Origin of the sequence: Pontimicrobium sp. SW4, assembly GCF_039954625.1 — a bacterium.
Taxonomy (GTDB): domain Bacteria; phylum Bacteroidota; class Bacteroidia; order Flavobacteriales; family Flavobacteriaceae; genus Pontimicrobium.
The window spans coordinates 126,050-140,240 of record NZ_CP157199.1; the positions used below are offsets into that span (position 1 = coordinate 126,050).

At 31.1% G+C, this 14,191-nt stretch carries 8 protein-coding genes; 7 read left to right on the top strand and 1 reads right to left on the bottom strand.

The window, feature by feature from the left end; translation table 11 throughout:
- Nucleotides 1-269 precede the first annotated feature (269 nt).
- The gene (locus ABGB03_RS00675; RefSeq protein ID WP_347923968.1) at nt 270-5,105 is read left to right on the top strand and encodes a LamG-like jellyroll fold domain-containing protein; all 4,836 of its coding nucleotides are present in this window, start codon (nt 270-272) and stop codon (nt 5,103-5,105) included.
- Nucleotides 5,106-5,158: 53 nt separating this feature from the next.
- Here ABGB03_RS00675 and ABGB03_RS00680 read toward each other — a convergent pair whose 3' ends face one another.
- Nucleotides 5,159-6,733 (bottom strand): D-aminoacylase, encoded by a 1,575-nt coding sequence (locus ABGB03_RS00680; protein WP_347923970.1) that lies wholly within the window; start codon nt 6,731-6,733, stop codon nt 5,159-5,161.
- Between the two features lie 173 nt (nt 6,734-6,906).
- Between ABGB03_RS00680 and ABGB03_RS00685 the strand changes: the two genes are divergently transcribed.
- Genes ABGB03_RS00685 through ABGB03_RS00710 form a run of 6 tightly spaced genes read left to right on the top strand, consistent with a single transcriptional unit; the run spans nt 6,907 to nt 13,899 of the window.
- The gene (locus ABGB03_RS00685) at nt 6,907-7,275 is read left to right on the top strand and encodes an Hpt domain-containing protein (protein WP_347923971.1); all 369 of its coding nucleotides are present in this window, start codon (nt 6,907-6,909) and stop codon (nt 7,273-7,275) included.
- Nucleotides 7,268-7,633 carry a response regulator transcription factor gene (locus tag ABGB03_RS00690; RefSeq protein WP_347923973.1) on the top strand — a complete coding sequence of 122 codons (366 nt, stop codon included), beginning with the start codon at nt 7,268-7,270 and terminating at the stop codon, nt 7,631-7,633. The genes ABGB03_RS00685 and ABGB03_RS00690 overlap by 8 nt, the downstream gene beginning before the upstream one ends.
- Nucleotides 7,634-7,654: 21 nt before the next feature.
- Entirely contained in the window at nt 7,655-8,758 is a 1,104-nt protein-coding gene (locus tag ABGB03_RS00695; protein WP_347923975.1) for a hypothetical protein, read from the top strand.
- A gap of 2 nt (nt 8,759-8,760) precedes the next feature.
- Nucleotides 8,761-10,197, top strand: a complete 1,437-nt coding sequence (locus tag ABGB03_RS00700; protein WP_347923977.1) for a glycosyltransferase — start codon at nt 8,761-8,763, stop codon at nt 10,195-10,197.
- Between the two features lie 12 nt (nt 10,198-10,209).
- Nucleotides 10,210-12,636: a sulfatase-like hydrolase/transferase gene (locus ABGB03_RS00705; protein ID WP_347923979.1), complete on the top strand. Its 2,427-nt coding sequence runs from the start codon at nt 10,210-10,212 to the stop codon at nt 12,634-12,636.
- A 12-nt stretch (nt 12,637-12,648) separates the two neighbouring features.
- Complete coding sequence (locus ABGB03_RS00710) at nt 12,649-13,899, top strand: YaiO family outer membrane beta-barrel protein (protein ID WP_347923981.1); 1,251 nt, start codon at nt 12,649-12,651, stop codon at nt 13,897-13,899.
- Nucleotides 13,900-14,191 lie beyond the last annotated feature (292 nt).

A 14,191-nucleotide genomic window follows, 5' to 3' on the forward strand; every position in this document is an offset into this window, starting at 1 on the left:
TAATTATCCCTTAATGTTAAATTATAACAACGTAAAGTTACATTATAGAAATTTATTTTAGCATTGAGTTTAGATTTTTTTATGATTTTTTAAAAAAAAATTGTATTTTTATCGATGTTTTTAACACTTTATCGATATTTTATTGTTTTTTATAAGTGATAAAAACCCCTAAATCATTAAAAATGAAAAGAGCTCAAATCCCTAACACTCTGGCTTTTAAATTATTAGTGTTAATTTTGCTAATTAGCTCATTTAGTTACTCTCAAACCATGCGGCTTAAAGTTAAAGGTGGTGCTGTGGTAACTCAAGGATCTACTATCACTATTACTGCTGGTACAAGTCTAAACTTTAGAATAACCAATGTTGATTATTCTAACTGTAATAAGTTAAAAATTCAAGATGTTGATATTACAAATACTACAGATTTCGACATCAATCCAAACAACCCTAGTAGGGGCATAAAGAGATATGGATGTAGAGGAGGAAAGAAGTTTCTTGATTTTGAAATTGAAAACATAAGTCCTGCCTGTACTACAGCAAGTACTTTAGTTACAGTAGAGATAAAGGGTCAAGCTGATTTTACATTTACATTAGAAGTTACTTCTTCTCCAGAAATTTATGTTTTAGGAGGTAATCCATGGGTAGATATTTATCATGGAGATACAACAACCTCTGATGCAAATGGAACTTTTTTTGGTGTTGTTGATGAAGGAAATGTAGTTACTAGAAGATATATAGTTACAAATATTGGTAGTTGCGATTTAGACGTAACAGCACTTGCTACATCAAATGGCGATTTTGCAGTTACTTCACCATATCCAATTCCATGGACAGGAATAGCACCATACTCCTATATAGTAATAGATGTTACATTTACTGCACCTGTTGCAGGAACAGGGACACAATCTTCGGTAATTAGTATTAGTAATACCGATAATACTACGTTTACCTTTACAGTTGAAGCTGAAATGTTTAATGAGAACATTCCTGGACCTGGAGGTGTTACTGCCGATTTTAGATTATGGTTAAAATCTACACGTGGTATTGTTACTTCTGGTACTAGTGTTACAGATTGGATGGATTTAGGAACCAATGGTAAAGATGCTACAACTGTAGTTGGAAAAGAACCAACTTATTTAAATACATCTACAGATAATATAAATTATAATCCAGTTGTTAAGTTTGAAAATGATGGAGCTTCAGTGGAGCAATATATGTATAATGCAACTAATGGTTTTTATAGTCAGGATGTTTTTATAGTAATGGTGCCAGATGCAACCATGACAAGTACTTCTTCACGAAATACTATTTTTGCTGGAATTTCTACTGGAACAGCTGGAGATATGACAGGGATTGGTTTTGGAGACTATTCTTCAGAATTCACAAATGAAACATTATCATATAATCAAAATATTCCAGGAGGTGCAAGCTTTAATGGAGAAGCAGAAATTAGCTCAACATATTCGAATGCAGGTATAATAAATGTTAGGAATAATGCAGTAACTTCACCAACAGGTCAAGATATTTTGTACAATTCAAATGTATTAACAACATCAACTGTTAATGATATTGCGTTTGCTAATGTTGGTACACCAGGGCCTCCAACTGTATTAGGAACAGAATATTGGGTAGGTAGAAATTATGATGTTCAAGGAAGTTTAAATGGAAGAGTAGCAGAGATTTTTACATTTGCGGAACGTTTAGCAGATGCAGATAGACAAAAAGTAGAATCTTATTTAGGTCTTAAATACGGCATTACATTAGGAGCATCAACTGAAGCTCAAAAAGATTATATTAATTCTTTTGATACATCAGTTTGGGATGTATCGGCGAATACTGGATATAACTACCATGTTGCAGGTGTAGGTAGAGATTCTATTTCCGATTTAAATCAAAAGCAATCAAAATCTATAAATTATGTGAATGCAGTTACAGTTGGTTTAGGAGGAATTTCTACAACAAATATCTCTAATCCAAATGAATTTGTAAAAGATGGAGACTTCTTGGTTTGGGGAAATAATAATGGAGCCTTTACGGGTTCTAGTACAAATACTGTTACCGTAGCCAGTGGAGTTACAACTTCTTTAACGCGAATAGATAGAAAATGGAAAATAGTTGAATCTAATGAAGATATAAATGGAGATGTTGGAACTGTGTTTGTTGGAATACCTACAACAGCCTTTAGTGGTTTTACTTTAGGTGCAGATGAAGCCTATGCTTTAATAGTAGCTGATAATGGTAATTTTGCAAATGGAGACATTATAGATGTTATTCCATTGAGAACGCATTTAAACTCTGATGGGACAACCTATTTAGATGAAAATGGCAGTCAATTGTATTCTACATGGTATAATTTTGATGGTACTAAATACTTCACCTTTGGAAAAACTTCGAAGTTATCTGAAAATCATTCTATAAATATTGCTTCAGGTGATTACTTAGTAGGTGATTATTTGTTGAACTTAAGTGTAGATTCATTTTCAATTTCGGCATGGTTAAAAGTTCCTTCGAACGCCAGTAATAGAACAGTAATGGCTAAAGGAGATAAACTACAAATTAGATTAAATACAACAGGAAATATAGAAGTGTTTATTGACGATGCTGTAACACCAAAGTTTACTTCTAATATGGATATAGATGATGGTAAATGGCACCATACAACATATATTTATGATAGTGGTACACTATTAATGTATGTAGATGGTGTTTTAGATAAATCAGTTCAAAATGTTGTGCACCCATCTCCAAACTATAACCATTATGCAGTAGGTGCTTTATATACTAATAAAGACAATATTACTAATCCATTATTAGGAGAAATAGATGAGGTCTATGTTTGGGATCTAGCACTTACCCAAGACCAAGTTCGTTACTTAATGAATCAGGAAATAGAACGTTTTGATATAGCAGGAACTGATTATGTGCAAGGTAAAGTTTTGCCACAAGCAGCTACAAACAATGAAGTTGCAACTATTCCTTGGAGTAGTTTAAGAGTCTATTACGATTTTAACTCGTACTATGGATCGACAATAGAAGGATTAACAGACGATCGTTACTTTTTAAGATTAAATTATCTAAATAAAACAAAAACAGTACTTGATGATCAAACAACACCATTGCCATATGTTTCAGCAGCAAATGGTGCTTGGGATACTGCTGCAACATGGAGTAATAATGTAGATCAAATAATACCAAACTCTATAAGTTTAGACGGTTCTACTGTTATTGATTGGCATATTGTAGAAATAGGACATGATATAACATCTGGAGATAGAGATATTTCGTTATTGGGATTAAAACAAACTGCAGGAAAGTTAACTATTGCAGACCCTGTAGACACTCAAGATGAAACTAATTCTGGTCAAGCATTAACAGTATCAAATTATTTAGAAATTGATGGAGTTATAGATTTGATTGGTGAATCACAACTAATTCAAACCGATAATAGTATAGTTGACGCTGATAGTGGAGGTTATATTGAGCGAGACCAACAAGGAACTGCAAATGGATTTAACTATAACTATTGGTCTTCTTCAGTAGGGCCAATAACTGGAAATACTGGAACTAGAGGAACAGGAACTGCAAGTTCTAATCCTAGCCATTCTATTTCTGGAGTTTTAAATGATGGTACTACAACTTCAGCATATACAGGATTAACATTTAATACAGCATATACAGCAGCAGATTCTAATACGCCAACCACTCCTAGAACTCTTAGTACCTATTGGATGTATAAATTCTATGGACCTGAAGATGATTATGATGCTTGGGTTTCAATTGATCAAACTTCGTCCTTATTACCTGGAGAAGGATATACAATGAAGGGGACTTCAGGTTCCATCACAATTTCGACAGACCAAAACTATGTATTTAAAGGGCTTCCTAATAATGGAGATATTACATTAGAATTAGATAAAACTTCTGGAGATGTAGAACGATTGATAGGAAACCCTTATCCATCTGCTTTGGATGCTACAGAATTTATTTTAGATAATTTAAGTTTAGCTGATGGAGGTAATAATACGAATGGTACCATATTTAATGGAGCATTATATTTCTGGGACCATTTTGGAGAAGAAAACACTCATTACTTAAAAGACTATGTCGGTGGTTATGCTACAAGAAATTTAATAGGAGGAGCTGTAGCGATTTCTAATGATACTCGTATTAATGCTACAGGGGCAACAGGAACTAAAGTACCAGGGCAATATATACCTGTAAATCAAGGGTTTTTTGTTTCTACAGCGCTCGACGGGTTTAATGATGACAACGGAGCAGCAATTGATATAGTTGATGGTGGTGATATAGTGTTTAAAAACAGTCAACGTGTTTTTGTAACAGAACAAGACCCATTGTTAACTTCAGTATTTATGAGAACTTCGGGTAAAAAGAAATCTAAAACAGCAACAAACAATCAAAAAGTCGAAAACTCACCATCTATTCGAATAATATATGACTCTCCGAAAGGCTATCATAGACAACTATTATTAGGGGTTAATAATAATGCATCTAAAGGATTTGATTTTGGATACGATGCTTTTATAGCTGATGTGAACGAAGAAGATATGTATTGGAATATCGATGGAGGAAAATTTGTAATTCAAGGTGTTGATGCTATAAATAATGTTCAAGAATTTCCATTAGGATTAATTGTTAATGAAAGTGGAGTAATTAGCATTAGAATTGAAGAGCTTAAAAATATTGATTCAAATACATTAATTTTTATAAAAGATAAAGAAACAGAAGAAACCTTTAAAATCAATAATAATATTTTTAGTATAAAACTAGATACAGGTGTTTATAATGACAGGTTTTCATTGGTATTTCAGCAGCAAGAAACTTCAGATCAAAGCCCTATAGAAGAGGTTAATCATGGATTGTTAACATATTATGATTCTAATGTTTCAAAAATAAAAATAACGAATACCAATGATATTGATTTAATTGATTTGACAATATATAATTTAGCTGGTCAACAGATTTCAGTTCATAATATTGATGTGTCAACTAATGAAATTTCTGTTAACATAAGTGATGGCATCTATCTTTTAAAATTCAATACATCTTCTCATGGGATAATTAATAAGAAAATTATAATTAGGTAATTTTAACTTAATTAAAGGCTCCATTGTTATTGGTTGGTTAGTATAATGGAGCCTTATTTTTTTCTTAAAACCTCACCAGCTTTAATATTTTTAAATTCTTTATTGTCAATAGCGATTTGACCATTAACTAAAACATAGTAAATCCCTTCTGGGTATTGATGGGGTTTTTCAAAAGTGCCTTTGTCTATAATTGTTTCGGGATCAAATAGTACGATATCTGCTTTCATATTTTCTTTTAAAACACCTCTATCTTTTAATCCTATGTTTTTCGCTGGTAATGCAGTCATCTTGTAAATGGCTTCACTTAAAGAAATTATACCTTTTTCGCGAACATAATACCCTAGCACTCTTGGGAATGTACCATACCATCTTGGGTGAGGGTGTCCATCTCCAGGCTTAACCAATCTACCATCTGAAGCGACCATTGTTTGAGGATGCTTCAAAATATTCTCAACATCTGTTTCATCCATAGCATGAAAAACACAAGATGCACCACCATTTACTTGAGCTTCTATAACGAGATCTGCACCATTTTCTACATTAGGCTCAAGTCCTTTTTGTTCACACCAATATTTAAGAGTTTTGCCTTCTAACTCGGGCATCCAACTTACTTTTGCAAATTGAACTCTGTCTAAATCGTCACCGCCTCGGTCATTTAAAATATTAAAAACAATTCCAGCTTTTATACTGTCTCTAAGTTTTGGGTTTGACACGCGTTCAATAAAAGCTTTGTTTCCTCCAGCTCTTGCCCAACCAGGAATTAACACAGAAATTCCTGTATAGCTTGCATTGTATGGATATTGGTCAATCATAATGTTTAACCCAGCAACTCTAGCTGAATCAACAAGAGCTAACGATTCACTACTTCTTCCCCACATTGGTTTTCCTATTACTTTGTGGTGTGTAAGCACTACGGGAATATTTGCTTTATCTGAAATGATAATGGCTTCGTTAACAGCGTCAAATAATCCTAAACCTTCATCTCTTAAATGTGACGTATAAATACCTCCTTTTGCTGAAGCTTCTTTAGATAATTCGATAACTTCATCAACTTCAGAAAAACTTCCAGGAAGATATTTTAACCCAGTAGAAATACCAAAAGCACCCTCATCCATGGCTTGTGATATTTGAGATTTCATTTGTTTTAACTCGTCATTAGTTGGAGCTCTGTTATCTAAATTCATAACATTTCTTCTAACGGTATTGTGACCAACTAAATAAGCTACATTCATTCCAACTCCAATTTGATCGAGAGTATCTAGATATTTGCCCATAGGCCAAGGACTGGAACCATCTGGTCCACCAAGACTTGTGGTAACACCTTGCATAATATGACTTTTGCAGTTTGATAATTCAAGAATTGGCTCCAAATGCGCATGAGCATCAATAAAACCTGGAGTAACTGCAAGACCTTTAGCATCTATAACTCGATTAGATTCAGCCTTAGATAAATCACCAATTTTTATAATGACATTATCTTTTATACCTATATCTGTTAAAATAGCATCACCACCTGAACCATCATAAACTTGTCCATTTATAATAACAGTATCATAAGTTGTTTTTTGACTACAATTCAATATGAGAGAGGCTAGAACAAATAGTAAAAAAAGAGATATACGCGTCATTTTTTATGCTTTTTAGGTTAATGTAAAGTACAAAATTCAATAATATTATTATAAAATGCATTTCATCGATAAAAAATAACGTTTAATCGATTATTTTTTATATATTGCTACGTGATTTAAACTGATTGTTAAGAGTTTAAGTAAAAATTAACCCAAATTAAAAAATAACCATTGTGAACCATACAGCCTATAGTTACATAAATCTACAAAGTATAAAGGAAGATACCTTTGGAGATACTGATATTCTAAGGTCTATATTAGAATTATTTGTTGAGGGAATAGATGAATATTTAAGCGTTTTTGAAAAAGAGTTACCAATCAAAAATTGGCAAACATTATTTCAAGAAACACATAAAATTAAACCAAACATTGCCATGTTTGGTATTACCTCTCTAATAGATCCGATATTGGAGCTTGAAACCTGTTTTAGAAAAGAACAAGATTTAGATAAAGTTCATGATCTAGTGGAATTGATTGCTTCTAACTTAAAGGAAGTAAAAAAAGAAATACAACTAGAACTTAATGTAATGTCTTATGCATAAGAAAAAAATAGTTTTAGCCGAAGACAATTCAACACTGTCATTACTCTTAAAGTTTAGACTTGAAAAAGAAGGTCATGAATTGTTTATGGCAGTTGACGGTAAAGAGGCTGTGGCTTTAATAGAAGAGCACTCACCAGATTTGATTATTACTGATATTATGATGCCATTTATTAGCGGATTAGAGGTTATAAGTCACGTAAGAAATAAATTGGAATTAGATGTTCCAATTATAGTATTTTCTTCTGCAGGTCAGGAAGAAATGGTACTAAAAGCATTTGACCTAGGAGCAAATGACTTTATGGGGAAGCCCTTTAGTCCAAATGAATTAGTTATACGAGTCAAACGACAATTAAGTTAAGTACAGAAAACCTCAGCCCCAATGACAGATTTTCAAATGCTTATAGACAATTATAATGATTACCCCTTCTTTATTAAGTTAGCTTGGGTTACAAGTGTTGTATTAAGTATTGCAATCATTCTCTTAACAATATATTTAAAATTTCTTCGTAAATTTTTAAGGAATAAAGAAGCTGATAGTTTAAAATTTAGAAGTGAATATGAAGCTTTACTTATAGAATATTTGTATTCTGGTGGAGATGACGGAGAAATATCAGAAATTCAAAAAATAATAATTGATGAATTAAAAACTCATGTTTCATCAAGATCCAAGCGAAAAGTCATCATTTCAGTTTTATATAAATTAATGAATGAAGTATCTGGAGAGGTAACCGATGCGGTTAAAATTCTATATAAAAATACTGGTTTATTGCAATACTCATTAAAAAGATTAAATAGTAAGAGATGGTATATAAAGGCTAAAGGTATTGGAGAACTAACTAAGTTTAAAATTGAATCTGTTCAAGATGAAATGATAGAGTACCTAACACACTCTACGAGAGAAGTTAGAAAAGAAGCACATTTTTATTTTGTTAACTTATTTCATTTTGAAGGCTTAACGTTTTTAAATACAATTAAAACACCATTATCTGAATGGGATCAAATACAAATACTAGAGATTCTTCAAAGGTTTAACGACCAAGAAATTTGTGATATAAAACCTTGGCTTCAATCTAAGAATGATACAGTAGTTCTATTCGCATTGAAGCTTGCAAAAGTTTATAACCAATATGAAGCAAAAGACATATTAATGGATTTGCTTTCCCATAATAATAAAGATGTCAGAATACAAACTATTGAAGTTCTAACACATTTATATGGAATTGAAGCAAAAGATGTTTTAAAGGCAAACTTTGGAGAACTAAGCCTTGAAGAACAGAGAAGTTTCTTTGGATTACTGGAAAAATTAGTAATTCCAGATGACGAACCTTTTGTAGAGAAGCACTTGTTTCATAAGGATTTTGAAATACAATTATTAGCCTTAAAAATTTTAAAATCTATCAATTTAGACAAATATATTGGATTAAATAAGCTCCCATCTAATCAAAAAAGTTCAGCAATGTTAAAACTTGAAAATGCCTACTAACTATGGATACTAGTACAGTTAAAATAATACTACAAATACTCCATTATCTATTTTTTGGATATGCGTTTGCAGCTATTTTTTCATATATAGTTTTGTCAATTCTTTCTGGTAAAGAAACTATAAAATATTTAAGAAGAAACAGTTTTGTTAATTATAAAGATATTTTATCGTCGACTGAATCTCCTTCGATTACAATCATAGCTCCAGCATATAATGAAAGTTTAAATATTGTTGAAAATGTTAGATCCTTATTATCTAATCATTATGTTAATTACAGCGTGGTTATAGTAAATGATGGAAGTAAGGATGATAGTTTAGAAAAACTGATTGAGGCTTATGATTTAGAAAAGATAGAGTATATAATAAATGAAAAACTAAAAACGCAACCATTAAGGGCAGGTGTTTTTAAATCGAAAAATCCAGCTTTCGAAAAACTTATGGTTGTTGATAAAGAAAATGGAGGAAAAGCAGATGCTTTAAATATGGGACTTAATATAAGTAAAAGTAAATATGTGGCTTGTATTGATGTTGATTGTTTATTGCTTGAAAATGCACTTCAAAAAATGATTAAGCCTTTTCTAGAGGTCACAGACTCTAAAGTTATTGCAACAGGTGGTGTTATTCGTATTGCTAATTCATGTGTCATTAGAGGTGGAAAACTAATTGATGTAAATCTTCCAAAAAGCTTATTGGTTCAATCTCAAATTTTAGAGTATTTAAGAGCCTTCCTTTTAGGTAGAATGGCTTGGAGTAGACTAAATGGTTTATTAGTAATTTCTGGTGCCTTTGGCATTTTTGATAAAGAAATTGCTATTACTGTTGGAGGTTATGACACAAATACTGTTGGAGAAGATATGGAAATTATTGTGAGAATGCGTCGCTACATGGAAGAGCAAGGAAGAAAATATAAAGTATCTTATATTCCTGACCCTCTTTGTTGGACAGAAGCACCAGATACTTATAAAATATTTATTTCACAAAGAAATAGATGGACTAGAGGTACTATAGAAACTTTAAAAAAGCATCGTAAAATTGGATTTAACCCTAAGTATGGGGCGTTTGGTTTATTAAGTTATCCTTATTGGTTAATTTTTGAACGCTTAGCACCAATAATTGAAACAGTTGGTATTATCTATTTTGTAATCTTAGTAGCATTAAATGAAGTGAGATGGGAATTCGCTTTAACATTTTTATTTCTGGCATATTTGTTTTCGGTATTATTTTCAATAGTTGCTATTTATTCAGAGGAACTAACTTTTCATCAATACAAAAAGAAAGGAACAGGTTTTAAATTGGTATTATTAAGTGCATTAGAGCCTTTTGTGCTGCATCCATTTATTCTGTATGCTGCTATTAGAGGTAATTTTGATTACTACTTTAATAAAAAAATAAAATGGGGACAAATGGAACGGAAAGGTCTTGGAACTGTTGAAGCCTAAAAATATATTGATATGAAATTTAGTATTAAAAAAGATAAAATCTATAGCTATGCTTATTTAATATTAGCATTAATAAGTGTTTTTTGGGCTGTAAGTTTCTATGAACTATATTTTTCAAGAACATCAGGAATAGTAATCCCAAACATGGGTTCAGCTATTATTTATAAACTCATAAACGATTTCTGGACTGGAATAACTATTGGGATAGTAATGTTTCCAATATTTTATATAGTTCAATTTTTTTCAAAAAAAGCTGCATTTATTGTTATTAATATTTTATTTCTCTTATTAATAATATTACAATTTTCATTAGTAAAATATAGTTTAACGACGCTTATAAACTTAGGCGCAGACATTTTAGGATATTCTTATGATGATGTTACAAGTACGGTGTCAGCTTCAGAATCTGTTTCTATTACTTATTTACTGCCATTTATAATTTTTCCACTATTATTTTTTGCTGCTTTTTTAGTGGTTAAAAAATTTGTAAACCAGCATAAAGCAATTGGAGTAGGGTTATTTTTCATATTATTATTTGGCAGCTTAAAGTTAGTTTTCCCAGAAGTATCTTCAGAATTATATCAAAACAAAACAGCATTTCTAACTAAGGATATTATAAAATTTCAGAAAGAGAAAAATAGAATAAGTGCGCTTAACTTATTTGATAGAGAAGATTACCCATTATTAAAACCGTTTAATAAAACAGAAGATGTTTTATCTACATTTATTGAAAGCGGAGAAGAAAAACCAAATGTGGTAATTATAGTTGTTGAAGGTTTAGGTGCTGAGTTTGTTGCAAATAATCAGTATAGTGGTTTCACACCTTATTTAGACTCTCTTATTTCTAAGTCACTTTATTGGGATAATTTTATTAGTACTACTGGAAGATCCTTTGGGATTTTACCATCATTATTAGGTTCGTTGCCTTATGGTGAAACAGGCTTTTTAGAATTAACCGATGTGCCATCGCATCTATCATTAATAAGTGTTTTAAAACATAACGGATATCAAACATCATATTTTTCTGGAGGACCATCTAGTTTTGATAGAAAAGTAAATTTCCTTGAATATAATGGGGTTCATAATCTAATTGACGAAAACAAATATGGTTCAGATTTTATTAAAACTAAAAGCAATGATGGAGGTTTTTCTTGGGGTTATCCAGATAGTGAAATTTTTAGAAAAACAATAGCTTCTATTGATGTAGAAAAGCAACCTAGGTTAGATATTGTAATGACATTGTCCAATCATGAGCCATTTGAGTTTCCAAACAAAGAGGCTTATATATCTAGAGTTGAAGAAGCAATAAGTAATTCAATAAAATCTGACAGCTACAAAGAAAGAGTTTCTAATCATAAAGATATTTTTGGATGTTTACTATATACAGATGAAAGTATACAAACGTTTATGGAAGAATACTCCAAGAGACCAGATTATAATAATACTATTTTTATTATAACAGGCGATCATAGACTAATACCAATTACTCAAAAGGATAAGCTATGTAGATTTCATGTACCATTTCTTATTTACAGCCCAATGCTTAAAAAACCAGAAAAATTTAGATCTGTTTCATCGCATTGGGATGTTGCTCCAAGTTTATTAAGTTACTTGTCTAACAATCATAAATTAAAACCTCTAGAAGTAACGCCTTGGATAGGGAAAGGGCTTGATACTACTAAGCAATTTAGAAATGTTAAAAACATCCCATTAATGCGCTATAAGGGTAGTTTAGATGATATGATTTATAAGGATTACTTATATGCAGGAGGCGAGTTATTTAAAATAAATGAAGACTTTGGAACTTATAAAGTGACCGAAGAAGAGATTAAAAAAACCATTGAAGATTCTTTATTGGCGTTTAAAAAAATGAATGCTTACGTAACTCAAAGAAATAAAATTTTCCCAGATTCACTTAATATTTACGTGACTCCAAAAATTAAGTTTACTAAAGAGCAACTAGCAGTAATTAATAAGTACTCTAAAGACAAAACCTTTGATGAGCTATTGTTTATTGCAAGAGATATAGCCTTTAAAAAAGATTATAAAACAACTCGAATACTATGTGATTATATTTTAAATGAATTTCCTAATTATACGGATGCAAGAATTTTAAAAGGACGAACCCTAGCATGGGAAGGAGTTTATGAGCAGTCTGAAAAAGTGTTGTTAAATGCCATACAACGTTCGCCATATTACGACGATGCCTATTTGGCTATTCTCGATTTGTATTGGTGGTCTGTTCAGGATGAGAAATCAAAAGAAGTTTTCCAACAAGCTATTGCAAATGAAGTGCTAAACCCAGAAATAAGTTTTAAAATGGCAAAAGCATATCAGCGATTAGAAAAAGTTGAGCAGGCAAATGGAGTTATAGATAGTATTCTTAAAATTCATCCAAATATTCAAGAGTATAAAACATTTAAAGCAAGTTTAAAATAAGCAATACAAATCATGAAAAAGATAATTTTTATAATACTGTTTTCTTTAACGCTTTGCGGATTTGCTCAGCAAAAAGAATTTAAAGGTGATCCAGATAGAGCTTTTGAAGTTGCTAGAGAAATGGCTTTTAACAATCAGCGTAAGCAGGCACAAGATACATTATTACTAATACTAACTAAGTATCCTAATTACCATGATATTCGCTCGTTTCTAGCTAGTACGTATTCTTGGGATGGAGCATATAAAAAAGCTAGAAAAGAGTTTGCTTATGTACTAAAACAAAGCCCAAAAAGATTAGATACTTGGGAAGCAGCTATTAAAAATGAATTATGGAGTGAATCTACTTTTAGAGCTTTAGATATGTCTATAGATGCTTTAAAACATTTCCCTAATAATCCAGATATTTTATATTTAAAAGCAAGCGCCGAAGATGCTTCAGGAAAAAAACAAGAAGCCCTAGTTACAATTAATAATAGCCTTTTAATAAACCCTAATCATGAAAAGACCATTGCATACAAAAAGAGTTTAATAGATGATTTGAGTTTAAATACAATTGGACTAAAAAGTTCTGTAGATGTATATTCTGAAGTTTTTGATCCAATGCAGTATTATTTATTAAAATATGTTAGAGAAACAAAGTATGGTAGTATTCATGGTAAATTAAATGTTAGTAGGCGTTTTGCTTCAACTGGAGCACAGTTTGAAATAGATGCTTATCCAAGAATTACTAAAGGGTTGTATGCTTATGTAAACTTTGGGATGTCTAATTCATTTTTATATCCAGATGTTAGATATGGAGCAGAATTGCACAAGTCTTTGCCTTTAAGCCTTGAAGCTTCCTTAGGTTTTAGATCGCTAAAGTATAGCTCTACTACAACTATTTATACTGGTTCAGTAGGTTGGTATTCAGGCAATAGTTATTGGTCATTTAGAGCTTATGTAACACCTGGAGAACCTAAAGCAAGTAAATCTGGAGCACTTACTTATAGAAAGTATAGAAAAGATGCAAACAATTATTTAAGTATTGAAGCAGGTATGGGATTTTCACCAGAAATTTATAGATTTAACTTTGAAGGAAACGAAAACTCTATAATCGACCTTAATTCGCAAAAATTTAATTTAGGGTATTATTTTACATCAAAGAATAATAAAAATTCTTGGGGAGCTCAAGCAGGTGTATCTCATCAAGAAATTAGTTTTGATCCTGGTTCTTATTTTTGGATTTATTCTTTTGGAATATCTTGGGATATGAAATTCCGTTAGTATTTAAGTTTCTATTTTTTTTAGTATAAAAGTTTATATGAGTTAGATATAAATAAGAGTGTGCACTTTTTAAACTATTTTTTAGAATTACTTATCATTTTAAACAGACTGAAGAATGAACAACGAGAAATCTCTTATAATTATGAGATTCCTCCTCATACTACGTTAGGAATGACGAAAAATACTCTTATTGAGAAATCATTAATTAACAATTATATTCTAAAACTTAGAAAACAGAACTCACATTAAGTTATTCTTATTCTATTTAATGGCATTACTTATATTTACAACA